At 71.8% G+C, this 25335-nt stretch carries 24 protein-coding genes and 4 pseudogenes; 17 read left to right on the forward strand and 11 right to left on the reverse strand.

Annotated features, from left to right (window positions below):
- Nucleotides 1-14 precede the first annotated feature (14 nt).
- The 7 genes and pseudogenes from ORI94_RS28135 to ORI94_RS28165 form a co-directional block, all read right to left on the reverse strand.
- Nucleotides 15-659 (reverse strand): annotated as a pseudogene (locus ORI94_RS28135) (isochorismatase family protein).
- 40 nt (nucleotides 660-699) lie between these two features.
- Nucleotides 700-1575: an urease accessory protein UreD gene (locus ORI94_RS28140; protein ID WP_416237916.1), complete on the reverse strand. Its 876-nt coding sequence runs from the start codon at nucleotides 1573-1575 to the stop codon at nucleotides 700-702.
- Nucleotides 1576-1604: 29 nt separating this feature from the next.
- Nucleotides 1605-2303 carry an urease accessory protein UreG gene (gene ureG, locus ORI94_RS28145; protein ID WP_266080834.1) on the reverse strand — a complete coding sequence of 233 codons (699 nt, stop codon included), beginning with the start codon at nucleotides 2301-2303 and terminating at the stop codon, nucleotides 1605-1607.
- A 30-nt stretch (nucleotides 2304-2333) separates the two neighbouring features.
- Nucleotides 2334-3008, reverse strand: a complete 675-nt coding sequence (locus ORI94_RS28150; RefSeq protein WP_266080836.1) for an urease accessory protein UreF — start codon at nucleotides 3006-3008, stop codon at nucleotides 2334-2336.
- Between the two features lie 75 nt (nucleotides 3009-3083).
- Entirely contained in the window at nucleotides 3084-4922 is a 1839-nt protein-coding gene (locus ORI94_RS28155; protein ID WP_266080838.1) for an urease subunit alpha, read from the reverse strand.
- Nucleotides 4906-5568: an urease subunit gamma gene (locus ORI94_RS28160; RefSeq protein WP_266080840.1), complete on the reverse strand. Its 663-nt coding sequence runs from the start codon at nucleotides 5566-5568 to the stop codon at nucleotides 4906-4908. The genes ORI94_RS28155 and ORI94_RS28160 overlap by 17 nt, the downstream gene beginning before the upstream one ends.
- Before the next feature lie 418 nt (nucleotides 5569-5986).
- Nucleotides 5987-6400: pseudogene (locus tag ORI94_RS28165) on the reverse strand (DUF2637 domain-containing protein); the annotation flags it as partial.
- A gap of 127 nt (nucleotides 6401-6527) precedes the next feature.
- Here ORI94_RS28165 and ORI94_RS28170 point away from each other — a divergent pair.
- A pseudogene (locus tag ORI94_RS28170) lies at nucleotides 6528-6911 on the forward strand (site-specific integrase); the annotation flags it as partial.
- Nucleotides 6912-6978: 67 nt separating this feature from the next.
- On the opposite strand, the gene ORI94_RS28175 reads toward ORI94_RS28170, so the two are convergent.
- Entirely contained in the window at nucleotides 6979-7416 is a 438-nt protein-coding gene (locus tag ORI94_RS28175) for a hypothetical protein (protein ID WP_003992141.1), read from the reverse strand.
- Nucleotides 7417-8051: 635 nt separating this feature from the next.
- On the opposite strand from ORI94_RS28175, the gene hemL reads away from it, so the two are divergent.
- The 8 genes from hemL to ORI94_RS28220 all read left to right on the forward strand — a co-directional run bounded on the left by hemL (nucleotide 8052) and on the right by ORI94_RS28220 (nucleotide 17160).
- On the forward strand, nucleotides 8052-9368 hold the full coding sequence (gene hemL / locus ORI94_RS28180) for a glutamate-1-semialdehyde 2,1-aminomutase (RefSeq protein WP_266080847.1): 1317 nt from the start codon (nucleotides 8052-8054) through the stop codon (nucleotides 9366-9368).
- Nucleotides 9365-10084, forward strand: a complete 720-nt coding sequence (locus tag ORI94_RS28185) for a histidine phosphatase family protein (RefSeq protein ID WP_266080849.1) — start codon at nucleotides 9365-9367, stop codon at nucleotides 10082-10084. The genes hemL and ORI94_RS28185 overlap by 4 nt, the downstream gene beginning before the upstream one ends.
- A gap of 529 nt (nucleotides 10085-10613) precedes the next feature.
- Entirely contained in the window at nucleotides 10614-12044 is a 1431-nt protein-coding gene (locus ORI94_RS28190; protein WP_266080851.1) for a hypothetical protein, read from the forward strand.
- A 66-nt stretch (nucleotides 12045-12110) separates the two neighbouring features.
- Nucleotides 12111-12800 (forward strand): TlpA family protein disulfide reductase, encoded by a 690-nt coding sequence (locus ORI94_RS28195; RefSeq protein WP_266080853.1) that lies wholly within the window; start codon nucleotides 12111-12113, stop codon nucleotides 12798-12800.
- A 1-nt stretch (nucleotide 12801) separates the two neighbouring features.
- Nucleotides 12802-13617 (forward strand): cytochrome c biogenesis CcdA family protein, encoded by an 816-nt coding sequence (locus ORI94_RS28200; RefSeq protein ID WP_416237912.1) that lies wholly within the window; start codon nucleotides 12802-12804, stop codon nucleotides 13615-13617.
- Between the two features lie 5 nt (nucleotides 13618-13622).
- The gene (gene resB, locus ORI94_RS28205) at nucleotides 13623-15437 is read left to right on the forward strand and encodes a cytochrome c biogenesis protein ResB (RefSeq protein ID WP_266080855.1); all 1815 of its coding nucleotides are present in this window, start codon (nucleotides 13623-13625) and stop codon (nucleotides 15435-15437) included.
- The gene (gene ccsB / locus ORI94_RS28210; protein WP_266080857.1) at nucleotides 15434-16585 is read left to right on the forward strand and encodes a c-type cytochrome biogenesis protein CcsB; all 1152 of its coding nucleotides are present in this window, start codon (nucleotides 15434-15436) and stop codon (nucleotides 16583-16585) included. The genes resB and ccsB overlap by 4 nt, the downstream gene beginning before the upstream one ends.
- A 311-nt stretch (nucleotides 16586-16896) precedes the next feature.
- Nucleotides 16897-17160, forward strand: coding sequence for a hypothetical protein (locus ORI94_RS28220; protein WP_266080859.1), 264 nt, complete (start codon nucleotides 16897-16899; stop codon nucleotides 17158-17160).
- A gap of 147 nt (nucleotides 17161-17307) precedes the next feature.
- Here the strand turns inward: ORI94_RS28220 and ORI94_RS28225 are convergent, their stop codons facing one another.
- Nucleotides 17308-17685: a PLD nuclease N-terminal domain-containing protein gene (locus ORI94_RS28225; RefSeq protein WP_266080861.1), complete on the reverse strand. Its 378-nt coding sequence runs from the start codon at nucleotides 17683-17685 to the stop codon at nucleotides 17308-17310.
- A gap of 93 nt (nucleotides 17686-17778) precedes the next feature.
- Between ORI94_RS28225 and ORI94_RS28230 the strand changes: the two genes are divergently transcribed.
- From ORI94_RS28230 to mqnP, 3 genes are read left to right on the forward strand one after another with little or no spacing between them, the layout of a single operon-like run.
- Nucleotides 17779-19230 carry a menaquinone biosynthesis decarboxylase gene (locus ORI94_RS28230; protein ID WP_266080863.1) on the forward strand — a complete coding sequence of 484 codons (1452 nt, stop codon included), beginning with the start codon at nucleotides 17779-17781 and terminating at the stop codon, nucleotides 19228-19230.
- Nucleotides 19227-19739, forward strand: a complete 513-nt coding sequence (locus ORI94_RS28235; protein ID WP_266080864.1) for a hypothetical protein — start codon at nucleotides 19227-19229, stop codon at nucleotides 19737-19739. The genes ORI94_RS28230 and ORI94_RS28235 overlap by 4 nt, the downstream gene beginning before the upstream one ends.
- Nucleotides 19736-20659 carry a menaquinone biosynthesis prenyltransferase MqnP gene (gene mqnP / locus ORI94_RS28240; protein ID WP_266080865.1) on the forward strand — a complete coding sequence of 308 codons (924 nt, stop codon included), beginning with the start codon at nucleotides 19736-19738 and terminating at the stop codon, nucleotides 20657-20659. Before ORI94_RS28235 ends, mqnP begins: the two co-directional genes overlap by 4 nt.
- 73 nt (nucleotides 20660-20732) lie before the next feature.
- On the opposite strand, the gene ORI94_RS28245 is transcribed toward mqnP, so the two are convergent.
- Nucleotides 20733-21137, reverse strand: coding sequence for a peptidoglycan-binding domain-containing protein (locus tag ORI94_RS28245; protein WP_266080866.1), 405 nt, complete (start codon nucleotides 21135-21137; stop codon nucleotides 20733-20735).
- 283 nt (nucleotides 21138-21420) lie between these two features.
- Here ORI94_RS28245 and ORI94_RS28250 point away from each other — a divergent pair, with 283 nt between their 5' ends.
- From ORI94_RS28250 to ORI94_RS28255, 3 genes and pseudogenes are all read left to right on the forward strand, one after another.
- The gene (locus ORI94_RS28250) at nucleotides 21421-22209 is read left to right on the forward strand and encodes a helix-turn-helix domain-containing protein (RefSeq protein WP_266080868.1); all 789 of its coding nucleotides are present in this window, start codon (nucleotides 21421-21423) and stop codon (nucleotides 22207-22209) included.
- Nucleotides 22206-22400: pseudogene (locus ORI94_RS35630) on the forward strand (helix-turn-helix domain-containing protein); the annotation flags it as partial. The gene ORI94_RS28250 and the pseudogene ORI94_RS35630, both read left to right, overlap by 4 nt.
- A gap of 390 nt (nucleotides 22401-22790) precedes the next feature.
- Nucleotides 22791-23225, forward strand: coding sequence for a DUF2690 domain-containing protein (locus ORI94_RS28255; RefSeq protein ID WP_266080870.1), 435 nt, complete (start codon nucleotides 22791-22793; stop codon nucleotides 23223-23225).
- Nucleotides 23226-23311: 86 nt separating this feature from the next.
- On the opposite strand, the gene ORI94_RS28260 is transcribed toward ORI94_RS28255, so the two are convergent.
- Nucleotides 23312-23857: a rhomboid family intramembrane serine protease gene (locus tag ORI94_RS28260; protein WP_416237917.1), complete on the reverse strand. Its 546-nt coding sequence runs from the start codon at nucleotides 23855-23857 to the stop codon at nucleotides 23312-23314.
- A 209-nt stretch (nucleotides 23858-24066) separates the two neighbouring features.
- On the opposite strand from ORI94_RS28260, the gene ORI94_RS28265 reads away from it, so the two are divergent.
- Both ORI94_RS28265 and ORI94_RS28270 read left to right on the forward strand, forming a co-directional pair.
- A complete protein-coding gene (locus ORI94_RS28265) occupies nucleotides 24067-24759 on the forward strand; it encodes a UbiX family flavin prenyltransferase (RefSeq protein WP_266080874.1) in 693 nt (230 codons plus the stop codon).
- 106 nt (nucleotides 24760-24865) lie between these two features.
- Nucleotides 24866-25324, forward strand: coding sequence for an Lrp/AsnC family transcriptional regulator (locus ORI94_RS28270; protein WP_266080876.1), 459 nt, complete (start codon nucleotides 24866-24868; stop codon nucleotides 25322-25324).
- Nucleotides 25325-25335: the final 11 nt, after the last annotated feature.

Raw genomic sequence — 25335 nt, forward strand, 5'->3', positions numbered from 1 at the left:
GTAGCGCTCACCGGTCAACGCGGCTTTCCAGGCTCGTGTGCCCTGGACGTGCCCTCGCGGGGGCGCCGAACCTCCGCGACCACCGGCGTGCCGGACAGTTCGCCCCCCGCTCGCCGGAGTTCGTCGCGGGCCTGCCGGACCGTGTCGTGGTTCACGCCGGCGGTCGGGTCCAGCAGGACTCGTGTGGTGGATCCCGCTACGGCGGCGTCCAGGGCGGCGGCCTCCACGCGGTGACCGGTTGCGGCACCGACGACGTCCACGGCGGTGACGCCCCGCTCCCGCAGCCACGCGGTCATCCCCGTCCCGTCTTCGGCGGCGCCTTCGAAACCGCTGTAGGCAGCCTCGTAGGCGCCCTTGCAGAAGACGGCGTCGAGGGCTCCGGCACGTACGGCGGGGAGGAACTCCCGGTGGAAGTCGGAGCCTTGTGCGCCGGCCACGCAGGGCACCGGTCAGGAGGCCGTGAAGTCGGGGTCCCGGAGAAACGGTCCCCGGGGCCGATGTGGTGGTCGCGGGTGGCCACGACGTGCCGGCACCCGGCCTCCGCCGCGCGTCCGACCAGGTCGCACCTTTACGGCGATTCCCACTCCGCCTGCCACAGCGACACCGCCGCCCTCGCAGAAGTCGCTCTGCGCGTCCACCACGGTCAGTGCTCGTCCCATGTTCCTGTCCTCCGGTTCGGCGTCCACGTCGTTCACGGATCTACTGCTCGCCTCCGGCAGCCGGCCGCGGCGTCTCGTGGACGTATGTGAGGGCGGTGTCCAGGAGGTGGCGCAGCCGGGCAGGTGTCGGGGCGACGGCGGTGGCGACGAGGGCCTGGGGGTCGGCGAGAGGGGTCAGTACCGCGTGTCCCTCTGCCGGGTCGTCGCCGATGACGTGCGGCTTCTGGGGCGTGTCCAGTCCTGGATCGACCAGGAGGAGCTGCCCGGTCGCCCGGTGGGCCCCGAGGACGGCGGGGCCGTCCCACGCCGGCGCCGGGTAGCCGTAGGCGGTGTGCTGGTCGAGGAGCGGTCGTCCGCCGCGGCGTACGGTCAGGCGGGTGGTGAGGTGGCCCGGCGGTTCGCCCGAGCGGCCCAGGAGCTGTTCCTCCCGCATGAGCAGGTGGGCGGTGGGGGCGAGGTCTACGGCGAACATTTGGTGCAGGGTGCTGTCCCGGGTACTGATCAGGGGCTCGGGCAGCCAGTGCAGGGACGCGTCGTCGCCCACCCTGACCCGTACGCCGTACGTGGCTGGGGCGGTGGTGGGGCCGCGCAGGGCGATGGTGGCGGCTGCGCTGGTCACCTCCAGCCGGGCGCGTGTCTCGGCGGTGATGTCGAGGGCGAGCCGGTCCCCGCCGAGCGGCGCGCTCATCGCGCCGAGTACGCAGACACGCGCCTGCTCTCCGCGGCCCCGTAGCCGGCGCAGGTGGAAGGGGCCGTCGCTGTGCAGGAGAGGGACCGTCGTGGTGCGGCCGTTGTGGGTGGCCCGGATCCGGGCGGTCGCGGTGACTCCGGACGGGTGCGCCGGGGCGGGTCCGGCGGAGCGCCGGCCGTGTGGGCCACCGGCGGCTCGGAAGGGCTCGTCGGCCGGCGCCGGGATCGCGGTCGGCGTCTGCGCGGCGGTGACGTTCACCGGGCGGATCCGGCGGCGTGCCAGGCGGCGAGGCAGCCGGTGACCCAGTCGGCGACCGGCTGGACGCCGTCGGGGGCGGTGAGACTGGTGAAGGCGTACGGCAGGTCCTTGCGCTGCTTGCGGGTGTCGGCCCTCATGGTGTCCAGGTCGACGCCGACGTAGGGGGCCAGGTCGGTCTTGTTGACGACGAGGAGGTCGGCGGTGGTGATGCCGGGGCCGCCCTTGCGGGGGATGTCGTCGCCGCTGGCCACGTCGATGACGAAGACCTGGGTGTCGACGAGTCCGCGGGAGAAGGTCGCGGTGAGGTTGTCTCCGCCGGACTCGATGAGGATCAGGTCGAGCGGGTGCAGGGTCTGCTCGAGTTCCTCGACCGCTTCGAGGTTGGCGGAGATGTCGTCGCGGATGGCGGTGTGCGGGCAGGCTCCGGTCTCCACGGCGGTGATCCGCTCGGGCGGCAGGACGGCCTCGCGGCGCAGGAAGGCGGCGTCCTCCTGGGTGTAGATGTCGTTGGTGACCACGGCGATGGAGAGCCGGTCGCGCAGGGTGCGGCACAGTGCGGCCACGGTCGCGGTCTTGCCCGAGCCGACGGGTCCGCCGAAGCCGATGCGCAGGGCGCGGCGGCTGCCGTCGGCGAGCAGCGGTTCGGCGCTGTGGGTGTGGCGGTGCGGCATGGTCACGGGGGGGTCGAGATGCACAGGGATGCTCCAGGCAACGGTCGGGGCTGGTCAGGAGGCGAAGAGCCGGACGGTCCAGGCGGCGTGCTGCTCACCGGTGATGTCCAGCAGGGGAGCGGACGCGGCGGGCAGGGCGGCGACCCCCTCCGTCGCCGCCCGCCCCGCCGCGTCGGCCGCCGCGTCGGCGACGGTGTCGAGATCGTCGGCGAGCCGCGCCAGGACGGCGGTGGCGTCGAACGGGTCCAGGCTCAGCAGGCGCACCGCGGCGGTCGCCGGACCGCCCACGCTCTCGTAGGTGGCGGCTTGGGCGGCGTCGAGTGGAGTGAGTCCGGCGGCGCGGGCGGTGACGCCGAGCACGACCGGCTGGTGGGCACCCCGGGGCCGGTGGCGGGCGAGGTGGTCGAGGCCGGCGCTGGGCCAGGTGGCCCGGGCCGCGCGCATCAGCTGCCGGCCCAGGCGGCGTGCGATGTGGCGCAGCGCCGGTACGGGGGTGCGGGTGTCGGCGGCTTCGTCCAGGGCGAGGGCGTCGTAGCCGTCGGCGGCGGCTGCGGCGAGGCCGGCCGCGACCAGTCCTGCGGTGTGCAGCCGCCCCCGGCAGAACGCCTCCAGGCTCGCGGTGTCGTGGACCCGGCCGGAGGCGACGGCGGCCTCCATTCCGCCGGAATGGGCGTGCCCGCCGGCGGGGAAGCGGCCGTCGGCCAGGACGAGCAGGGCAGTGCGGCTCATGGGGTGGCGGGACCGCCTTTCGCGAGGAGGTGCCAGGGCCGGCCGCGCGGGTGTCACCGGGGCCGGCCGTGGTGGTCAGAAGAGGAAGTACCGCTGTGCCAGGGGCAGCTCGGTGGCGTAGTTCCGTCCGACGTCCTGCCCGTCGACCGTGGTGCGGACGTCGGAGGTGGTGGCGCCGCCGATGGTGACGTCGAAGGTGTCGGGGTCGATGCCGATCTTCGGGACGCCGTTGTTGTGGATCATGTCGGCCTTGGTGACCTCCCGGGTGGAGCGGATCGCGCGCAGAGGCTTGAGCAGCCCGGTCCGGGAGAGTTCGCCGCCGAGGGCGGCCTCGGCCACGAAGTTGAGGGAGTTCGCCGCCGGGGCTCGGCCCTGGAAGCCCCAGACGGGGCGCGGGAGGTAGGGCTGTGGGGTGGGGATGGAGGCGTTGGCGTCGCCGATCTGGGCGTAGGAGATCTGGCCGCCCTTGATGACCATGTGCGGCTTGACGCCGAAAAACTTCGGCTCCCACAGCACCAGGTCGGCGAGTTTGCCGGTCTCGACGGAGCCGACCTCGTGGTCGATGCCGTGGGTGATGGCCGGGTTGATCGTGTACTTGGCGACGTAGCGGCGGGCACGGAAGTTGTCCGCGTGCGCGTCGTCCTCGCGCAGGTGGCCGTAACGGGACTTCATGACGTGCGCCGTCTGCCAGGTCCGCATGATCATCTCGCCGATGCGGCCCATGGCCTGGGCGTCGGAGGACATCATTGAGATGGCGCCCATGTCGTGCAGCAGGTCCTCCGCGGCCATGGTGGAGGGCCGGATCCGGGAGTCGGCGAACGCCATGTCCGCCTCGACCTCCGGATTGAGGTGATGGCACACGATCATCATGTCGACGTGCTCCTTGACGGTGTTGACCGTGAAGGGCCGGGTCGGGTTCGTCGACGCGGGGAGCACGTTGGGTTTGCCGGCGAGACTGATCATGTCGGGGGCGTGGCCACCGCCGGCGCCCTCGATGTGGAAGATGTGCAGGCTGCGGTACTTGGCCTTCTTGGCCTTGCGGTCCTTCCTGGTCGCGGCGAAGGTGCTCTGTACGAAGCCGGCCTCGTTCAGCGAGTCGGCGTGCAGCGCGACCTGGACACCGGTCTCCTCGCACACCGTCAGCGCGGCGTCGATCACCGCCGGGGTGGCGCCCCAGTCCTCGTGGATCTTCAAGCCGAGGGCGCCGGCCGCGACCTGGTCGTGCAGTGCCTTCTTCGAGACGGTGCTGCCCTTGGCGAGCAGGCCGATGTTCACCGGGAAGGCGTCCAGCGCCTCGAAGGTCCGCTGGATGTGCCACTTGCCCGGCGTCACGGTGGTGGCCGTGCTGCCCTCGGCCGGGCCGGTGCCGCCGCCGATCAGCGTCGTCACGCCCGACGCCACCGCCTCGTGGATCTGCTCCGGGCACAGGAAGTGCACGTGGGTGTCGACACCGCCCGCGGTCAGGATGCGGCCCTTGCCGGAGATCACCTCCGTCTCGGGGCCCACGACGAAGTCCGAGGCGCGCGGGTCGTCGTGGGGACGGGGCGTCATGGTCTCCGGGTTGTACGCCTTGCCGATGGCCCGGATGCGGCCGTCGCGCAGCCCGACGTCGGCCTTGACGACGCCCCAGTGATCCAGGACCAGCGCACCGGTGATCACGGTGTCCACCGGTTCGTGGGGGTCGTCGCGGGGGATGTGCGACTGGCCCATCGACTCACGGATCACCTTGCCGCCGCCGAAGACCATCTCGTCGCCGCTGCGTCCCGGGCCACCGCACCAGTCCGCGTCGATGCGCAGGACGAGATCGGTGTCGGCGAGCCGGACCCGGTCGCCGGCGGTCGGCCCGTACAGGTCGGCGTACCGGGAACGCAGCAGCGGGTCCCAGGGCTTGTCCCTCTCAGTCCTGTCCGGCATCGAGGTGCTTCTCCTCTTCGCTCTTGTCGGCCTGGAGCCCGTGGACGATCCGCTCACCGGCGATCGGCACGAGCATCACGGTGCGCTTGTCGCCGGGCTCGAACCGTTCGGAGGTGCCGGACGGGATGTGCAGCCGCATTCCGTGGGCCGCCTCGCGACGGAACTTGAGTCCCTCGTTGGCCTCGGCGAAGTGGAAGTGGGACCCCACCTGGACCGGGCGGTCCTTGGGGTTGCGCACAACCAGCGGCACGGGCGTCGCGCCCTCGTTGAAGGCCACCCGGTGTTCGTCCTCGTCCGGCAGCAGTTCCGGCTTGCCGGGATGGACGTCCACCTTGGTGGACGCCTCGTCGAACGGCTTGCTGATGGTCACCAGCTTCGTGCCGTCCGGAAACGTCGCCTCGACCTGGACGTTGTCGACCATCTCCGGCACGCCGTCCATGACCTCGCTGCGCTGCAGCACATGGCGCCCTGACTCCATCACCGCGTCGACCGTCGCCCCGGCCCGCGCCTCCTCGAAGACATGCGCCGTCAACAGCGCCATGACTTCGGGGTAGTTCAACAGCAGGCCGCGTTCACGGCGTCGCTGGGCGACGTCGGCCGCCACGTGGATCAACAAGCGCTCCTGCTCATGCGGAGTCAGATGCATGCTGGTCCCCCTCTCCTGGTCGTCGGGACCGATCATGAGAGAGGGCGGGGTCGACAGGCGGAGAAAACGGTGTGTTCGACCCTGATGGGATGAACCGGAATCACAGGGTGCGTGCGGGGCGCGTGGGCGGACCGTGTGGCGTGCCCGCGCGCGGAGCGGGTCGTGCTCCACTGCCGGGTACAGGGCTTTCGGCGAGCCGTCGAATGCGCCAGGTCGGAGTGCGTGCTGGGGAGCGGGTGTCCCTCGCTGTCCGCCGGTGGGCTGCTCGTTTCAGGAGCGCGGCGGGGTCGTGCCCGGCCTCATGCGCCTCGGAGAGGGTGGTGGCCGGGGCGGCCCGAGCCTGGTCGTCGAGGACTTGCCGGGCGTGATCCGGTACGGCTTCGTGTACCAGGGCGATGACCGGTGCACACGGATGCTGTCGGGTGGGGTGGCGCCGGACGACGGGATCCAGGTGGACGGCTCCGGCGAGCGCGAGCGGGACGATGGCTGACGGCGCGCCGACGGTGACGTCGTCGAGGTGGAGCCCGGTGGCGTTGCTCTCCTGGCTGAGACGCACGGCGTGCAGGGCGTTCGCCCAGATGCTCGTGATGGTGGCGGTGCCGACGAGCGCCCAGACGTACAGGCGAGAGCGCCATGGAGCGGCACGCAGGACGAGCAGGGCCGCGGCGCCGAGGGCTGTGAAGCCGTCGATCACGAGTGGGAAGGCGTAGGTCAACACTCCGCGGACGTGAAGGGGGACGGCCATCTGCCGGAGGGCGTCGCAAGAGAGGGCGAAGCCGGTCGTGCCGACCGAAGCGGCCCCCGTGCGGATCGCGGCGGTCCTCACCGGCACCGGGGTTGCGGTGGTGCGTACAGGCAAGTGGGCCCTCCGAGCGGGAGAGCAGCGGATCGTGTGCCGTCTTTGTGATCACGTCCAGCAGGCGGGACGTGCCGCACCTCTTCGCCGGCCCGACCACCGCCGGGCGTACAACCGCAGCGTCTTCAACATGGGCGCCTGGAGGCGGGCTCTGGCCGCCGCCGGCGTGATCCCTCCCCGCGAGCGCGGGGCGAGGTCCCTCCGGGCGGCCCCGGAGGAGGGCGTGCACGCCCTCCGGCACGCGTACGCCTCCGTGCTCCTGGACGCGGGGGAGAGCGTCAAGGCGCTCTCCGAGTACCTCGGCCACTCGGACCCGGGCTTCACGCCGCGGATGTCCACGCACCTGCTGCCGTCCAGCGAGTCCCGCACCCGCGAGGCGATCGACGACGCCTTCACGGACGCGGAGCCGCAAGGCGAGGGAGAGGGGAAGGACACATCAGCACCCCCAGCAAAACCGATGTGCCCTCAATGTGCCCTGGCCGCCTGACGGCCCCTCTCCGGCACGGAAAAGGGCGAGGCCCGAAGCCCTCGCCCGACCTCCACGAAACCCCGGCTCAGGGCCACACCAGGCAGTACGCCTGATGCCCCGCCTCGTGCAGCCGGTGGCTGAAGTCCTGCCACTCGTGCAGCAGTTGGTAGACGTTGAAGGCGTCGCGGGGGCCGCCGCGGTCCGGGACCGTGGACCAGATGAAGGCGGCCGCGCCCACCGCTTCCTCGCCTATGCCGCGGAGGGGGTCGACGACGGTCATCGGGAGTTTCACGACCGCGTAGTCGGGGTGCAGGACGACCAGTTCCAGCGGCGGCACCTTGTGCAGGGGGACACCTTCGATGCCGGTGAGGACCATGGCGGCCATCGTCTCCGGCTTGATCTTGGTGAACATGCCGTTCATGCCGAGCTCGTCGCCGCCGAGTTCCTCGGGGCGCATCGAGATCGGGACGCGGGCTGCGGTGGCGCCGTCCGGCGCGCCGAAATACTTGTAGGTCACCCCCACTCGCCCACCATTCCTGCTCCCCGCACTCGACGGGTCGATCGACTCGGCCTCGCCCGGAGCACCGTGTGCCCGACGGGCCTCGTCCACCTCTTCCGCCTCGCGCCGGTGCTTTCCCCGCCGGGAACGCCGAGGGCCGAGGCCGTCAGTGCCCTCGCCCAGTCCGCCACCGCGATGCATATCTCCACCCGACTGCTTTTCTAGGCCGCGTGGCCCCGCCGCGCAACCCGATCATCGTGTCAGTGACCTCCCCCACGGCCGTCCGCCGAAACGTACGGTGTCGCATCTGCCCGCGGGTCCTTCCCAGCGTCCGGCCGCCCCGGCCGGTGAGCTGTGTGCACTCCGACGCCAGTTTCGCAGATCACGGGCGATTCGGGACCGGATGCCGCTGCGGGTGGCCGGATATCCGAGCCCGTGAACGGCCGCGCGGGGCGACCGTGCTGAGCAGGCGTGCGAGAGGGCCGTACGGACAGGTGGTACGGGCAGGCGGGGCCGGATTACTCACCGGGGCCCCGGCGGACCTCGGCGGACCCCGGTGGGCCCCGGCCCCCGGTGCCCCGCCCGCGCCTGGCCTACCCTGAACAGGTCACTCGCAGCCCGAGTCCGAGATGTCGGAGAGGTCGGAGAAGTCGCAGGTCATGAGCGAACTGCCATACCCATACGAAGCCCAAGCCTCGCAGGCGCTGTTCGACCGTGCCGCGGCCGTCACCCCCGGTGGCGTGAATTCGCCGGTGCGTGCCTTCCGGGCCGTCGGCGGCACGCCCCGGTTCATGGTGTCCGGCACCGGCCCGTACCTGACCGACGCCGACGGGCGGGAGTACGTCGACCTCGTCTGCTCCTGGGGGCCGATGATCCTCGGGCACGCGCACCCCGAGGTGATCGCCGCCGTGCAGGACGCCGTCGCGCGCGGTACCTCCTTCGGGACGCCCGGTGAGGGCGAGGTCGCGCTCGCCGAGGAGATGGTCGCCCGGATCGAGCCGCTGGAGCAGGTCCGGCTCGTGTCCAGCGGCACCGAGGCCACCATGTCGGCCATCCGGCTCGCCCGCGGCTTCACGCGGCGCGCCAAGGTGGTCAAGTTCGCCGGCTGCTACCACGGGCACGTCGACGCGCTGCTCGCCGCCGCCGGGTCGGGCGTCGCCACCTTCGCCCTGCCGGACACCCCCGGTGTCACCGGCGCGCAGGCCGGCGACACGATCGTCCTGCCCTACAACGACCTCGAGGCCGTGCGCGCGGCCTTCGCCGCGCACCCCGGTGAGATCGCCTGCGTGATCACCGAGGCGTCCCCGGGCAACATGGGTGTCGTGCCGCCGCTGCCCGGGTTCAACCAGGGGCTCAAGGACGCCTGCGCCGCGAACGGCGCGCTGTACATCTCCGACGAGGTCATGACGGGGTTCCGTACCAGCCGCGCCGGGTGGTACGGCGTCGACGGCGTGCGGCCCGACCTGATGACCTTCGGCAAGGTGATGGGCGGCGGCTTCCCGGCCGCGGCCTTCGGCGGGCGGGCCGACGTCATGGCGCACCTCGCCCCCGCCGGGCCCGTCTACCAGGCCGGCACCCTCTCCGGGAACCCCGTCGCCACCGCCGCCGGGCTCGCCCAGCTGCGGCTGCTCGACGACGCCGCGTACGACACGGTGGACGCCGTCTCCGCGCGGATCCAGTCCCTCGTCACCGAGGCGCTGACCAAGGAGGGCGTCGCGCACACGCTGCAGAACGCCTCCAACATGTTCTCCGTCTTCTTCACCGACCGGCCGGTCGAGAACTACGAGGACGCCAAGGCGCAGGAGTCGTTCCGCTTCACCGCCTTCTTCCACTCCCTCCTCGGGGACGGCGTCTATCTGCCGCCCTCCTCCTTCGAGTCCTGGTTCGTGTCCACCGCGCACGACGACCGGGCCCTCCAGCGGATCGCCGACGCCCTCCCCGCGGCGGCCCGGGCGGCAGCGGAGGCGACGGCATGAGCGACGGCACGGGCGCGGGGAGGAAGAGCGGGGACGTCACCGTCGTCCATCTCATGCGGCACGGCGAGGTCCACAACCCGGAGGGTGTCCTCTACGGTCGGCTCCCCGGCTACCAGCTCTCCGAACTGGGCCGACGCATGGCCGACCGGGTCGGCGAGCACCTCGCCTCCCGCGACATCGTCCACGTCGGCGCCTCCCCGCTGGAGCGGGCCCAGGAGACGGCACAGCCGATCGCCAAGGCGCACGGCCTGGACGTCGCCACCGACGACCGGCTCCTCGAGGCCGAGAACGTCTTCCAGGGCAAGACCTTCGGCGTCGGCGACGGCGCCCTGCGACGGCCCGGGAACTGGAAGCACCTCGTCAACCCGTTCAAGCCCTCCTGGGGCGAACCGTACGCCGCGCAGGTCGTCCGCATGAGGGACGCGCTCGACGCGGCCAGGGACGCGGCGCGCGGTCACGAGGCGGTGCTGGTCAGCCATCAGCTGCCGATCTGGATCGTGCGCTCCCACATCGAGAAGCGGCGGCTGTGGCACGACCCGCGCAAGCGGCAGTGCACGCTCGCCTCGCTGACCACCTTCACCTACATGGGGGACAGGATCGTTTCCGTCGGCTACAGCGAGCCGGCCCGCGATCTGGTCCCCGCCCATCTCCTCGCCGGTGCCAAACCGGTGAAGGGGAAGGACGGCACCCCGCAGGGCAAGGCCTTCGGCGCGTAGGCCCGACCGGCGGAGCAGGCCGAAGGGGCGGGGCGGGCCGAAGGGGCGGGGCCGACGCCCCCTGCCCGGGTTCTTCGGACAGGGGGCGCCCCGGCGGGATCGGCCCCGGTTCCCGGCTCCGTCCGAGCGAATCCCTCGCGTACGGGAGACCCTCCACGAGAGGGGCCCTGCACACGGGGCCTCGTCACACCGACGCCCTCCCCCGCCCTGCGGCCGACCGGGCCGGCTCCCGCTAGACCGGGCCGACTCCCGCTCGACCCGGCCGGACGGATGCCGCCCGTCGGTTCCGTCCCGTTCCGCCGGGCGGTTCCGTTTCGGTCTGCTGGGCGGGCTGTCCCGGTTCGCCGTGCGGGCCGTCCCGATCCGCGCGACGCGGAGTGCCCGGCCCGCTGTGGTGTGCGGCGCGTCCGGCGGCCCGGCACACCCTCGTGACGTTCGTTGCCGAACCTTCGCACGGGGCGGGGAACTTCTGTTCCCGTCGCGTCCTCTGAGTGAGTGACCACCAGAGGACGCGACGATCGGGGATGTCATGCGCGCGCTCACCCGCAGGGGGATGCTCGGACTCGGGGCAGGAGCCGCCGCGGCGGTCTCGCTGACCGGCTGCGGCAGCGGCACGGGCTCGGGCGGCTCGAGCCGTACGGGCGGACCGAAGGACGGCGGCCGTCCGGGGAAGCCCAGGCCGACGAAGACCGCCCGGCCGATCGGCGACGGCTCCACCGCCTTCACCGGAAAGCAGCCCCACCAGCCCTCCCGGCCGGTGCCGCTGGAGCCGGGTCAGGCGCCGCCGCAGTTCGTCGTCTTCTCCTGGGACGGGGCCGGCGAGGTCGGCAACGGGCTCTTCCCGCGCTTCCTGGACCTCGCCGAGCGGCACGAGGCCCACATGACGTTCTTCCTCTCCGGCATCTATCTGCTGCCCGAGTCGAAGAAGCGGCTGTACGACCCGCCCAACAATCCGCGCGGCGCCTCCGACATCGGCTACCTGACCGACGACCACATCAAGGACACGCTGAAGAACGTCCGCCGCGCCTGGCTCGAGGGCCACGAGATCGGAACCCACTTCAACGGCCACTTCTGCGCCGGCTCCGGCAGCGTCGGCACCTGGACCCCGCAGCAGTGGCGCAGTGAGATCGACCAGGCGAAGTCCTTCGTCAAGGAGTGGCGGACCAACTCCGGCTGGACGGACCTGCCGTCCCTGCCGTTCGACTACGACAAGGAACTCGTCGGCGGCCGTACGCCCTGCCTGCTCGGCCGGGACAACCTGCTCACCACCGCCCGCGACCTGGGCTGGCGCTACGACGCATCCTCGCCCGGCGGCCTCCAGGTCTGGCCGTCGAAGCGCCGGGGGATGTGGGACCTGCCCCTGCAGCAGATTCCGTTCCCCGGCCGGTCCTTCGAGGTCCTGTCGATGGACTACAACATCCTCGCCAACCAGTCCGTCAACTCCACCAACGCGCCCGCGAGCAACCACCCCGCCTGGCGGGAACAGGCGACCCGGGCGTACATATCGGGATTCAAGCGGGCGTACGAGACGAACCGGGCACCCTTCTTCGTGGGCAACCACTTCGAGCAGTGGAACGGCGGCATCTACATGGACGCCGTCGAGGGTGTCATCGAGCACATCGCACGGGAGAAGGACAAGGGCGGCGACGTCCGCATGGTCTCCTTCCGGCAGTTCACCGACTGGCTGGACGTGCAGAAGCCCGAGGTGCTGGAGCGGTTACGCACGCTGGAGGTCGGACAGGAGCCGACCGGTGGCTGGAAGGGCTTCCTGGGCGGTTCCGGAGGCCCGGGCGGCTCCGGAGGCCCGGGAGGCTCGGGCGGGTCGGGCGGATCAGGTGGTTCGGGAGGCTCGGGCGGGTCGGGTGGTTCCGGAGGCTCGGGAGGCTCCGGCGGACCGGGTGCCGCCGCGGGGCCGGGTGCTGGGACGGGCTCGGGGGAGGGGGCCGCGAGCGGTGCCTGATATGCGGGTTTCCGTCCGCAAGGGGGGTGCCCGAGAGCCCCGGGACGGGCATGCGAAACTTTTCACATGAGTGCCGCCAGCCGCGCCCCCCAGCGCTCGGACCGCGCCACCGGTGTCCGTGCCACCCGAGTTCACGCCGCCCACGTGCGCGCCCCGCGCGCCCCGCGCGTCCGTGCGCGCCGCCGTGCCGTCCTGGCCACCGGAGCCGTGGTGACGGCCCTGCTGCTCTCCGCGTGCGGTTCCGGCGGAACCTCCGGCGGGGGCGGCAACACCAACTTCGTCACCGGCACCGACGGCATCTCCACCGTCGCCAGGAGTGAGCGCGTCGCCGCGCCCGACCTGTCCGGCAGGACGATCGAGGGAGAGCACCTCGACGTCGCCGACTTCCAGGGCAAGGTCGTCGTCCTCAACGTGTGGGGCTCCTGGTGCAACCCGTGCCGCGCGGAGGCCAAGTACTTCGCCAAGGTCTCCGAGGACTACGCCGACCAGGACGTGCAGTTCGTCGGCATCAACACCCGCGACACCAGCACCGGGTCGGCGCGCGCCTTCGAGAAGGACTTCGGCATCACCTACCCGAGCCTGTACGACCCCACGGGCAAGCTGATGCTCCGCTTCGAGAAGGGCACCCTCAACCCGCAGGCGATCCCCTCCACCCTGATCCTGGACCGGGACGGGAAGGTGGCCGCCCGATCGCTCACCGCGCTCAGCGAGGAACGGCTGCTGAAGATGCTCGAGCCGGTCGTCGCGGAGAAGTGACGTGACCGTCCTCACCACGCTCGCGGCCGACGCGGGCTCCCTCGCCGCCGGGACGGGGCACCTCGCCGCCGAGACGGGCTACAACGGCACGGTGCTCAACGGCGCCCTGCTGGTGGCGCTGCCCATCGCCCTGCTCGGCGGGCTCGTCTCCTTCTTCTCGCCCTGCGTCCTGCCGCTGGTCCCCGGCTACCTCTCCTACGTCACCGGCGTGTCCGGCACCGACCTGGCCGAGGCCCGGCGCGGCCGGATGGTCGCCGGCGCCTCGCTGTTCGTCCTCGGCTTCACCGTCGTGTTCGTCTCGGGCGGCGCCTTCTTCGGCTTCTTCGGGCAGACGCTGCAGGAACAGTCGGACGTCCTCACCAAGGTGCTCGGCGTCCTCATGATCCTCATGGGCGTCTTCTTCATGGGGATGATGCCCTGGCTGACCCAGCGCGAGTTCCGCTTCCACCAGCGGCCGGCGGCCGGGCTGGCCGGCGCGCCCGTCCTCGGCGCCCTGTTCGGCATCGGCTGGACGCCCTGCATCGGCCCCACCCTCGCCTCCGTCCTGACGCTCTCCGCACAGCAGGAGAGCGCCGGACGCGGCGCCGTACTGACCGTCGCGTACTGTCTGGGACTGGGCCTGCCCTTCGTCCTGGCGGCCGTGGCCTTCCGCAGGGCGCTCGGCGCCTTCGGATGGGTCAAGCGGCACTACGTCTGGGTCATGCGGGCCGGCGGCACGATGATGATCCTCACCGGAGTGCTGCTGCTCACCGGCGTGTGGGACAGCCTCGTGGTGGAGATGCAGACCTGGTCCAACGGCTTCACTGTGGGGATCTGACGGCGATGAGCACGACTTCCAAGACCGGGCGGGAACACACCCCGGGCGACCCCGGGGGCGCCGCGGCCGACGCCGCGGCCCGGGACCGGGCCGCCCGCGACCAGGACCAGGATCTCGGCGAGGCCGGCTCCCAGCTGTCCACCGCGCCCAGGGAGGACCTGCCGAACCTGCCCGCGCTGGGCGTCATCGGCTGGGCCCGCTGGTTCTGGCGGCAGCTCACCTCCATGCGGGTGGCGCTGCTGCTGCTCCTGCTGCTGTCGCTCGCCGCGATCCCCGGCTCGCTCGTCCCGCAGACCGGTGTCGACGAGACCCGGGTCGCCGACTTCCGCGAGCGGCACGAGTTCCTCGCGCAGGTCTACGACAAGGTCGGCCTGTTCAACGTCTACAGCTCGGTGTGGTTCTCGGCGATCTACATCCTGCTGTTCGTCTCCCTCATCGGCTGCATCGTGCCCCGCACCTGGCAGTTCGTGGGCCAGCTGCGCGGCCGCCCGCCGGGCGCGCCCAAGCGCCTGACCCGGCTGCCCGCGTACACCACCTGGCGCACCGAGGCCGGCCCCGGGCAGGTCCGCGAGGCCGCGCTCGCCCTGCTGCGCAAGCGCCGCTTCCGCGCCCACCTCGCCGGTGACGCCGTCGCCGCCGAGAAGGGCTATCTGCGGGAGGCCGGCAACCTCGCCTTCCACCTCGCCCTGATCGTGATGCTGATCGCCTTCGCCTGGGGTCAGTTGTTCAAGTCCGAGGGCAACAAGCTGATCGTCGAGGGCAACGGCTTCGCCAACACGCTCTCGCAGTACGACGACTTCAGGTCCGGCAACCTCTTCGACGTCGCCGACCTGGAGCCGTTCAGCTTCGACGTGAAGTCCTTCACCGGAACCTACGAGCGCAGCGGCCCCAACAAGGGAACGCCGCGCACCTACGAGACCGAGCTCGTCTACAGCGAGGGCGCCTACGGCGAGGAGAGGACGACCACCGTCAGGGTCAACGAGCCGCTGCGGATCGGCGACTCCAAGGTCTACCTCGTCAGCCACGGCTACGCGCCCGTGGTCACCGTCCGCGACGGCGAGGGCAAGGTCGTCTTCAAGGACGCGGTGCCCCTGCTGCCGCTCGACTCCAACGTCACCTCCTCCGGGGTGGTCAAGGTCCTCGACGGCTACCGCAACGCCGAGGGGAAGAAGGAGCAGCTCGGTTTCAACGCCTTCTTCGTGCCCACCTTCGGCGGTTCCCGGAGCGGCACGATGCTCTCCCAGTTCCCGGCCCTCGACTATCCGGTGCTCGCGCTGTCCGCCTACCACGGCGATCTGAAGGCCGATTCCGGCATTCCGCAGAGCGTGTACCAGATGGACAAGAGCAAGATGAAGGAGTTCAAGGACTCCGACGGCGAACTGTTCAAGAAGATGCTGACGCCCGGCGAGACCATGACCCTCCCGGACGGTGCGGGCACGGTCACCTTCGAGAACGACATCAGGGAATGGGCCGGCTTCCAGATGGTCCAGGAGCCGGGCGGCGGCTGGGCCCTCGGCGGTGCCCTCGTCGCGATCGCCGGTCTGGCCGGCTCCCTGTTCATCCAGCGGCGCCGGGTGTGGGTGCGCGCGGTCGAGGGCCCCGACGGCGTCACCGTCGTCGAGATGGCCGGGCTCGGCCGCAGCGAGTCCGCCACCGTGCCCGAGGAACTCGGCGACCTCGCCGGAATCCTCTACGACCAGGCCCCGGGTGCCCGCGACCCGCAGCCGTCCGCCGAATCACCTGACGCACCTGACGCACCTGACTCGCCCGACACCCCCGACCCTCAAGCCGTACCTGCCGAAGGGGCTGAGAAGCCGTGACTCTCGCCGCCGCAACCGATCTGGTCACCGCCACGAGCCTGGCCGCCGCGAAGAACGAGAACCTCGCGGAGATCAGCAACCTCCTGATCTACTCCGCGATGGCGGTCTACACCCTGGCCTTCTTCGCGTACATCGCCGAATGGATCTTCGGCAGTCGCAGCAAGGTCGCCCGCACCGCCGCCGCGCTCACCCCCCGCGCGCAGGCGGCGAAGAAGACCGCCCCCGCCGTCACCGTGAAGCAGGAGGGCGGCACCGCCGTACTGGAGCGGCCCAAGGTCGTCGTGCGGGCCGCGGCCGGCGCGCGGGACGTGCCCGACGGGCCGGGGGCGCACGGCGGGGACGCGCAGGGCGACCTCTACGGGCGGATCGCCGTCTCCCTCACCGTGCTCGCCTTCCTGGTCGAGTTCGGCGGTGTGCTCGCCCGGGCGCTGTCCGTGCAGCGGGCGCCGTGGGGCAACATGTACGAGTTCAACATCACCTTCACCACGGTCGCCGTCGGCGTGTACGTCCTGCTGCTGGCGCTGAAGAAGAACGTGCGCTGGCTCGGCCTGTTCCTGACCACGACGGTCCTCCTCGACCTCGGCCTGGCCGTCACCGTCCTGTACACCGCGAGCGACCAGCTGGTCCCCGCGCTCGACTCGTACTGGCTCTACATCCACGTCTCCACCGCGATCCTGTGCGGCGCGGTCTTCTACGTCGGTGCGGTCGGCACGGTCCTGTACCTCTTCAAGGACTCCTACGAGAGCAAGCTCGCGCGGGGCGGCAGGCCCGGCAGCTTCGCCACCTCCGTCATGGAGCGGCTGCCCGCCTCCGCCTCGCTCGACAAGTTCTCCTACCGCGTCAACGCGGCCGTCTTCCCGCTGTGGACGTTCACGATCATCGCGGGCGCCATCTGGGCCGGCGACGCCTGGGGCCGCTACTGGGGCTGGGACCCCAAGGAGACCTGGTCCTTCATCACCTGGGTCGCCTACGCCGGCTACCTGCACGCCCGCGCCACCGCCGGCTGGAAGGGCCGCAAGGCCGCCTACCTGGCCCTGCTCGCCTTCGGTTGCTGGCTCTTCAACTACTACGGCGTGAACATCTTCGTCTCCGGCAAGCACTCCTACGCCGACGTCGGCCTGGGCGCCCTCACCGCCATCGGCTTCTGAGCGGCGTCCCGGGGCACCACCCGCGAAGGCCGGCCTCCGTCACCCGTCCGCCGGGCACGGGAGCCGGCCTTCGTCACGCCCCGGTGTCCCCGTTCCACACCTCCGGGCACCGTACGACGAACTCCCGCATCATCGCGGTGCACCCGGGACCGTCCAACAGCGTGATCCGTACGCCGCGTCCGGTCGGCCAGTCGTGCCCGCCGCACCGAGGCCGGTCCCGTCGAACGCGGGGTGGACACCCTGCTGCGGCTCGAGACCGAGGCGCAGGGCGCGTTCCCGCCGGCCGTCGAGGCCCGAGGAATCTGGTGGCCGTGGACCTCTCCCCCCGCAGGTCCTCCCTCTCCGAAGGAGTCAGGGACGAAGGGCGTGAGCGGGAGCGTGAGCAGGGGCTCGAGAAAGGCCGTGCACAGGACCGTGCCGAGGACGTCCTGCTCGTTCTCGAACAGCGCGGTCTCGAGGTCTCCGACGCCGTGCGCACGCGCGGGACGAGCTGCCCCGGCCACGAGGTTCTCCGTGCCTGGCTCACCCGGGCCCTCGCTGTGTCCGAGGCGGAGGAGACCTTCGCGGGCGAGTGATCCGAGCCCTTCGGGGTGGGAACCGGCCCGCCCCCGCGCCGCGCGATCGTCCGGCCGGCAGGGGACCGGGCGGGCAGCGGCCGGTGCGGTGTGCGCGCGGCCGGACGAGGACGCCCCGAACCGGCGGGACCCGCCCCGCGCGGTCCCTCAGTCGGTCTCGGGCTTCTCGTCGCGCTCCTTGCCCTTGCCCTTGCCCCTGCCCGGGTCCGGGTCGGTGTTCTTCTCCCCGGGCCCGTCCCGGTCCTCGCCGAGGGACCTCAGGAAGTCGGGGTTGTCGTCCGGCGCCACCCACTGCTGCCGGCTGCCGCCCCGGCTCCACGCGGAACCGGCGCCGCCGCCCGCGGGCCGCCGCTTCTTGCCGGCGATGATCCACGAGATCGAACCGACGAGCGGGAACACCAGCACCAGGATCGCCCACAGCGGCTTGGGCATGTGACGAATGTCCTCGTCCTTCGTGCCGATGCAGTCGATGAACGCGTAGACGCTCAGGGCGAGGGGGACGAGGAACATCAGCACCCTGAGCATGGGCCTCTCCAGGGAAGGGGGCGTCGGGGACGTCGGCACAGCCACAGCCCCCAGGTACCCGGCAAGGGTAGCCGCTCGGGGATACTTGGCCCCATGGCTTACGACGATCTTCGCTCCCTGCTGAGGGCCCTGGACCGCGAGGGAGACCTCAAGCGTGTCAAGGCCGAGGTCGACCCGCACCTCGAGGTCGGTGAGATCGTCGACCGGGTGCAGAAGGCCGGCGGCCCCGCGCTGCTCTTCGAGAACGTGCGCGGCTCGGCCATGCCCCTCGCGATGAACGTGTACGGCACCGACCGCCGCCTGCTGAAGGCGCTCGGCCTGAAGTCGTACGCCGAGATCAGCGAGAAGATCGGCGGCCTCCTCAAGCCCGAGCTGCCCAACGGCTTCGTGGGCGTGCGCGAGGCGTTCGGCAAGCTCGGCGCGATGACCCACGTACCGCCGAAGAAGGTGAAGGACGCCCCGGTGCAGGAGGTCGTCCTGCAGGGCGACGACGTGGACCTCGACCTGCTGCCCGCCCTGTTCACCTGGCCCAAGGACGGCGGCTCCTTCTTCAACCTGGGCCTCACCCACACCAAGGACCCCGAAACGGGCATCCGCAACCTCGGCCTGTACCGGCTCCAGCGCCACGACAAGCGCACCATCGGCATGCACTGGCAGATCCACAAGGACAGCCGGAACCACTACCAGGTGGCGGCCCGCCGCGGTGAGCGGCTCCCGGTCGCCATCGCCTTCGGCTGCCCGCCCGCCGTGACGTACGCCTCCACCGCGCCGCTCCCCGGAGACATCGACGAGTACCTCTTCGCCGGGTTCCTGCAGGGCAAGCGGATCGAGATGGTCGACTGCAGGACGGTCCCGCTCCAGGTCCCGGCGCACGCCGAGGTCGTCGTCGAGGGCTGGCTGGAGCCGGGCGAGACGCTTCCCGAGGGCCCGTTCGGCGACCACACCGGGTTCTACACCCCGCAGGAACCGTTCCCCGCCCTGACGATCGACTGCGTCACGATGCGCAGGCGCCCGCTGCTCCAGTCGATCGTCGTCGGCCGCCCGCCGACCGAGGACGGGCCGCTGGGCCGCGCCACCGAGCGTTTCTTCCTCCCCCTCCTCAAGATCATCATCCCGGACATCGTGGACTACCACCTCCCCGAGGCCGGCGGCTTCCACAACTGCGCGATCATCTCGATCGACAAGAAGTACCCCAAGCACGCGCAGAAGGTGATGCACGCCGTCTGGGGCGCCCACATGATGTCGCTGACCAAGCTGATCGTGGTCGTCGACTCCGACTGCGACGTCCACGACCTGCACGAGGTCGCCTGGCGGGCCCTCGGCAACACCGACTACGCCCGTGACCTCAGCGTCGTCGAAGGCCCGGTCGACCATCTCGACCACTCGTCCTACCAGCAGTTCTGGGGCGGCAAGGCGGGCATCGACGCGACCAAGAAGTGGCCCGAGGAGGGGTACACGCGCGACGGCGGCTGGCCCGACATGGTCGAGTCCGACCCGGACACGGCCGCGCTGGTCGACCGCCGCTGGAAGGAGTACGGACTGTGAGCCCCGTCCCCGTGGGGGGCCCGGCCCTCTTCGTCGGCACCGACACCGACTACGTGGCCCTCGTACGCCCCGAGCTGGACCCGGCCGACCCCGGCGTCCGGCAGGCCGCCGAGCAGGCGGGCGTCACGCCGGAGGAGTTCGCCGGCGCCGGTGACACCTGGGCGGTCCTGGTCGAGCACGACGGCGAGGGCGGCGGCTTCGAGCTGCCCGGGGTGCGCGACGCGGAACCCGCCGACTTCGCCGAACGGCTGCGCGCCGGGCTCACCGCCGCGGCGGGCGGGCCGTTCACGGTCGACGGCGGCTCGCTGCTGCGCCTGGACGCCCGCCCGGCCGTCCCGGGCGCGGGCGGGAGCACCGGCACGGACGCGTACGTCTTCACCGCGCACGTCACCCCGCCCGAGGACCCGTCCGGCGACGACGCCGCGACGCCGCTGACCGTGGAGACGGGCCCGCTGCCCGTCGCCGCACTGCTGGCCGACCTCGACGCGTTCCTCGGGAGCCTCGCATGATGACCACCGCCGACGGGATCGTGAACCCGGGCGCGGCACCGCAGCAGGCCGGCAGGGTGAAGGCCTTCCTGCGCCTGGTGATGATCGAGCACTCCGTGTTCGCGCTGCCCTTCGCCTACATCGCCGCTCTCACCGCGATGTACGAGTGGGACCGGAACATCCACTGGGGCCGGCTGCTCCTGGTCACGATCGCCATGGTCGGCCTGCGCACCTTCGCGATGGCCGCCAACCGGATCATCGACCGCGAGATCGACGCCCGTAACCCGCGCACCGCCCACCGCGAACTGGTCACCGGCGCGATGTCGGTCCGGCACGCGTGGACCGGCGCGATCATCGCCCTGGTGGTGTTCCTGGGCGCGGCCGCCCTGCTCAACCCGCTCTGCCTGGCCCTCGCGCCGGTCGCGGTGATCCCGATGGTGGTCTATCCGTACGGCAAGCGGTTCACCGACTTCCCGCAGGCCGTCCTCGGACTCGCCCAGGCCATGGGCCCGGTCGGCGGATGGCTGGCCGTCACCGGTTCCTGGTCCTGGGACGCGGTCGTCCTCGGCCTCGCGGTCGGCGTCTGGATCGGCGGCTTCGACCTCATCTACGCCTGCCAGGACGTGGAGACCGACCGCGAGGTCGGCGTGAAGTCGGTCCCGGCCCGCTTCGGCATCCCGGCCGCCGTATGGGGCGCCCGCGCCTGCCACGCCGTGACGACGGCCCTGTTCGTCTGGTACGCGGTCCTCACCGGCGCCGGCGCGTTCTTCTGGCTCGGTCTCCTGATCGTCGCGGCGGCCTTCGTCTACGAGCACACCATCGTCCGCCCCGACGACCTGACCCGCCTGAACCGCGCCTTCTTCAGCGTCAACGGCTTCATCGGCATCGCGCTGTTCGTCTGCGCGCTGCTGGACCTCCTGGTGCGGGGGCTGACGGTCTGACCGGCGCGGTCCGCAGACCGCCGGCGCGAGGCCCTGTCGTCCCCACGCGCGACAGGGCCTCGCACCGGACAGCTCAGTTCCGGTAGCCGCGCAGTGCGTGCCAGGTGTTGGGGCCGACGATGCCGTCGACCGCCGAGGCGCCGATGTACGTGCGCTGGAACCAGCGCACGGCCCGCTCGGTGGCCGGCCCGAAGTCGCCGTCCACGGTGAGCCGGGAACCACCCGAGGTGTCGCGGTAGTTCGTCGTCCCGTTGATCAGCGCCTGGATCTCGGCGACGTGCGCGCCGTAGCTGCCGCGCTCGGCCCACTTGTTGCCGTAGTGGTAGTGACAGGTGAGGCCGATCGTGCTCTGCGTGTAGCAGGTGTCGGACGCGGCGGCTGGCGGCGCTGCGGCGGTGGCCGGTGCGGCGGTCATGGCCACGCCGCCGAGCAGGGCCGTGGACGCGGTGAGCAGAGCCACCTTCTGGCGGACGTTCATTCTTCTCCCCTCCGGGGGAACGTAGTTGACGGGCCGTCCGGTCGGAACGCCGGTGCGGCGCGATTCCGCTTTCAGCCTGCCCGTCGATTTCCCGGTGGCGCTATGATCCAGGATGTCCCGGGAGTCTCCGGGACATCTCCGTCGCTGGCCTGCGGGGATGTGGCCCGCAGGGACGTTCCGGGGCACGTCCTGGGACGCTTCGCAGGGACGAGCTCGGCACAGGACCCGGTACCAAGAGGAAGACGACCCTGGGGCCACGCCCCGAAGGAAAGGATCGCCTGCCATGGCACGGTGGAGGCCTCTGCCCGAAGGACTCGGCCCGTACGCCCGACGCCTGGTGACCGGTCTGCGTGAACTGAAGGACCGCACCGGCCTGAGCCTGTCCGCGCTGGAGAGGCGTACCGCGTACAGCCGTTCCTCGTGGGAGCGCTATCTCAACGGCAAGAACCTGCCACCGCCCGAGGCGATCGTCGATCTGGCCCGGCTGGCGGGCGAGGACGCCGGCCAGTGGGTCGCGCTCCGCGAGCTGGCCGGCGACGACTGGAACGGCGCCGCCCGGCCGGTGGCGGAGCAGCCGGATGTCTCCGGCCCGGACACGGAGGGCGCCGGGGCGCCGGGCGGTGGAACGTACCGGTCCGGGGGAGCGGCGGCGGCGCGGGCCTCATGGGTGCGGCGCCGGGCTCCGTACCTGGTGTCCCTGCTGATCCTGGCCGGCACGGCCGTCACCATCGCCGCGACCTCTCAGAAGGCGGGCGGCGCGTCCGGGCAGGGGGCGGACGGCTTCGAGTTCCGTCCCGGCACCACCTACGACTGCCCGGTCGAGCGGGAGGGGGCCTCCCTCACCGCCGGCCACAGCGACACCCGGCGTGCCTATCTGCACCAGTTGGTGATCAGCTGGGACGTGGTGGAGGCCCAGTGCCTGCTGGAGTACCACGGTTATCCGGTGGCCGTCGTGGACGGCGCCTACGACATGATGACCGAGCGGGCCGTCAAGCGCTTCCAGGAGGACCGCGACCACCTGGTCGTCGACGGCGTGATCGGCGAGCACACCTGGGAGGCTCTGCGGCGATGAAGGGGCAGAGCACGGAACTGCACCGACTTGCCGAGGAGCTGGCGGTACTGAGGGAACGGTCCGGGCTGAGCCTGGAGGCTCTGGCCGGCCGGAGCTCCATCAGCAAGTCGACCTGGCACCGCTACCTCACGGGGAACAACCTGCCGCCCAGGGAAGCGGTCGTCGAGTTCTGCTCCCTCACCAACGTGTTACCAGGACGCACGCTGGCCCTGTGGGAGGCCGCCAGGGCCGTGGAGGTGAACGGTGGCGACAGGCAGGAGCGCCGGCAGCGACAGGGCGGCGGAGCGCCGAGACCCGCCGGAGGCGCACGAAGCCCCGGCGTTGCCCGCCGGACCGCGGGTGATCGCGCGGAGGGCGCGAGCGACGCGGGTGGTGGCGCGGGTGACGAGGACGGCGCGGGTGGCACGGACCCGGTTCCCGCTGGGCCGCCGATGCGGGGCGCACCGGTTCCGGAACCCGGAACGGACACGGGCGCGGGTACGGGCACGGGGGCGAAGGCGGGGGGCGCGGGTGCGGACCGGGGAGCACCGGCTGCGGGACCGCGCCGGACCTGGCGTCGGGCCGCGGGCCGGTGGTGGCCCGTGGGGGTCTCCGTCCTGCTGTCCGTGACCGCCTTCTGCACGACCCCGCACATCATGGCGTCCGCCGAACCGGAGCCGACCCCTCCGGGCTGCCGCGGCAGGGAGTGCGACGGTGAGGATCCCGAGTCCATGGGCTGCACCGCACCGGGTTCCGAGTTCGGCATCGTGGCGGAGGCGGCGTTCCCCGGCGGTGCCCGCATGGACATCCGGCACAGTGACCACTGCGGGGCTCTCTGGGCACGGGCATGGCTGACCCGGAGCGGTGACCGGATCGAGCTGAGGGTGCCGGGCCGGCTGACCCGGCAGGCCACCGTACGGGACCGGTACGACGCCGAAGGGTACGTCTACACCCCCATGACGGGCGGCGACCCGGCGAACGCCGAAGCCTGCCTCCTGCCCGCGGACGGCCGCCCGGAGCAGTGCTTCGGCCTCTGACCCCCCGCGCGGTCCGCACGGTCCTGCGCGCGGTCCGCACGGTCCTCCGCGCGCCCTTCGCACCTCCTCCCGTGCCGGGCGCGGCCTCAGAAGGCCGGCGCGCCCCGGCGGCCCGGCCGGCGCCGGAACAGGAAGGCCGAGGCCACGCCGGCCAGCAGGCCGATGAGGTGGCCCTGCCAGCTCACGCCGGCCTGACCGGGCGCGACGCCCGCGAGGATCGATCCGCCCCAGACCGCGCCGACCAGCACGGCGACCACGACGCCCGTCGGCCGGCGCTCCACGAAGCCGCTGCACAGCAGGAAGCCGAACAGACCGAAGACCAGGCCGGAGGCGCCCGCCGTGTTGGTGTGCGCCGGGGCTACGAGCCACACCCCCAGGCCGTCGCAGACGATGACCAGCGCGCACACGGCGGCGAACCGGCGCAGCCCGCCGAGGGCTGCGAGGAAACCGAGCACCAGCAGCGGCACACTGTTCGCCGCGACATGGGCGAAGCCGAAGTGGACGAAGGCGGAGGGGACGACGTCGACCAGTTCCGAGGTCGTGCGCGGCACGACGCCGAAGTCGTCCAGCGCGTGGCCCGAGGCCGTGTCGGCCACTTCCAGCAGCCACAGCAGCGCCACCCAGGCCACCATCACCACGGCCGCGGTCTTCGCCCGCCCACGCCCCGACCACCGCGTATCGGTACCGGACACGGCACACCCCCTCGCCTTGACCGTCCCCCGGGAAACGGGCCGACCGTCTGCCCGGCGTCCGCCCGGGAGGCGGACCGACCGTCCGCTGGGGAAACGGACCGGACCCCTTGGCGGGTTCCCCTTTCACGATGCCGGATAGGCTCGGTGTCGTGAACCATCTCAAGCCAGGAGAGACGACGCGAACGCCTTGGATCCTGGGGGTCTCCGGCGCTTCCGGCACGCCATATGCGGCAGCCGTCCTCCGTGCGCTCCTCCACGCGGGGGAGAGCGTCGACCTCGTCGTCAGCCGTGCCTCGCGGCTCACCCTGCTGGACGAGACCGGCATCTCCTTCCGGGACGCCCACTGGCAGGACGACCTGCGGCAATGGCTGTCCCGTGGAGCGGACGGCAAGCCGGACACCTTCACCGTGGACCTCGACGGCGTGCGGTACTGGGCCGCCGGCGACCTCGCCGCGGGCCCCTCCTCCGGTTCGTATCCGAGCAAGGGCATGCTGATCGTGCCCGCCTCCACGGCCTGTGTGGCCGGGGTGGCGCTCGGACTGTCCAAGGACCTGCTGCAACGGGCGGCGAGCGTGACCCTCAAGGAGGGGCGCACCCTGGCCGTGGCCGTACGAGAGACCCCGCTGAACGGCCAGACCCTGCGGCACCTGGTCTCCCTCGACGACGCGGGCGCCACCGTGGTGCCCGCCTCACCGGCGTTCTACGCGGGAGCGACGCACATCCAGGACCTGGTGGACTTCGTCGCCGGACGCGTGCTCGACGCGGCGGGCGTCGAGCACCGGCTGTACCGCCGCTGGAAGGGCGAACTCGGGGGTGGATCACCACCGTCCCGTACCGCCTGAGCGGCACCCGCGCCGGTGCGCTCCCCGGGCGCACCGGCGCACCCCGCAGTACCACTCACCGATTCTCAGTCACGTTCAGACCTCATCAGCGGAAGGCTTCGATCGCATGGACGCGGTGGACAGACAGCTCATCCAGGCTCTGAGAGAGAACGGCCGGGCCTCCTACGCCGAGCTGGGGCGCCTCGTCGGCCTGTCGGGACCCAGCGTCACCGACCGGATCAACCGGCTGGAGGCGGCCGGTGTCATCACCGGCTACCGTGCCACCGTGGACGCCGCCTCGCTCGGCCTCGGGGTGACCGCCCTGGTCGGCATCTCGCTCTCCGACGCCGCCGACCACGAGGACGTGGCGCAGCGGCTGAAGGACCTGCGGGAGATCGAGGACTGCTGGTTCATCGCCGGCGACGACTCCTTCATGCTCAAGGTGCGGGCGGCCGACGTGGACGGGCTGGAGCGGATGATCCGCCGGCTGTCCGGCACCAAGGGCGTCTCCCGGACGCGCACCACCATCGTGCTCTCCACGAAGTGGGAGAACCGCGTCGGTGAGCTGCCCGAAGAGGTCCTGTAGCCGGGGCGTTA

It is taken from the genome of Streptomyces sp. NEAU-W12 (assembly GCF_026242095.1).
Classification (GTDB): Bacteria; Actinomycetota; Actinomycetes; order Streptomycetales; family Streptomycetaceae; genus Streptomyces.

Excerpts from the sequence above, each read along its gene's own strand:
- ORI94_RS28150 (WP_266080836.1), bottom strand. The coding sequence starts at position 3,008 with ATGAGCCGCACTGCCCTGCTCGTCCTGGCCGACGGCCGCTTCCCCGCC.
- ORI94_RS28155 (WP_266080838.1), bottom strand. The coding sequence starts at position 4,922 with ATGCCGGACAGGACTGAGAGGGACAAGCCCTGGGACCCGCTGCTGCGT.
- ORI94_RS28160 (WP_266080840.1), bottom strand. The coding sequence starts at position 5,568 with ATGCATCTGACTCCGCATGAGCAGGAGCGCTTGTTGATCCACGTGGCG.
- hemL (WP_266080847.1), top strand. The coding sequence starts at position 8,052 with ATGAGCGAACTGCCATACCCATACGAAGCCCAAGCCTCGCAGGCGCTG.
- ORI94_RS28185 (WP_266080849.1), top strand. The coding sequence starts at position 9,365 with ATGAGCGACGGCACGGGCGCGGGGAGGAAGAGCGGGGACGTCACCGTC.
- ORI94_RS28190 (WP_266080851.1), top strand. The coding sequence starts at position 10,614 with ATGCGCGCGCTCACCCGCAGGGGGATGCTCGGACTCGGGGCAGGAGCC.
- ORI94_RS28195 (WP_266080853.1), top strand. The coding sequence starts at position 12,111 with ATGAGTGCCGCCAGCCGCGCCCCCCAGCGCTCGGACCGCGCCACCGGT.
- resB (WP_266080855.1), top strand. The coding sequence starts at position 13,623 with ATGAGCACGACTTCCAAGACCGGGCGGGAACACACCCCGGGCGACCCC.
- ORI94_RS28225 (WP_266080861.1), bottom strand. The coding sequence starts at position 17,685 with ATGCTCAGGGTGCTGATGTTCCTCGTCCCCCTCGCCCTGAGCGTCTAC.
- ORI94_RS28230 (WP_266080863.1), top strand. The coding sequence starts at position 17,779 with ATGGCTTACGACGATCTTCGCTCCCTGCTGAGGGCCCTGGACCGCGAG.
- mqnP (WP_266080865.1), top strand. The coding sequence starts at position 19,736 with ATGATGACCACCGCCGACGGGATCGTGAACCCGGGCGCGGCACCGCAG.
- ORI94_RS28245 (WP_266080866.1), bottom strand. The coding sequence starts at position 21,137 with ATGAACGTCCGCCAGAAGGTGGCTCTGCTCACCGCGTCCACGGCCCTG.
- ORI94_RS28250 (WP_266080868.1), top strand. The coding sequence starts at position 21,421 with ATGGCACGGTGGAGGCCTCTGCCCGAAGGACTCGGCCCGTACGCCCGA.
- ORI94_RS28260 (WP_416237917.1), bottom strand. The coding sequence starts at position 23,857 with ATGGTGGCCTGGGTGGCGCTGCTGTGGCTGCTGGAAGTGGCCGACACG.
- ORI94_RS28270 (WP_266080876.1), top strand. The coding sequence starts at position 24,866 with ATGGACGCGGTGGACAGACAGCTCATCCAGGCTCTGAGAGAGAACGGC.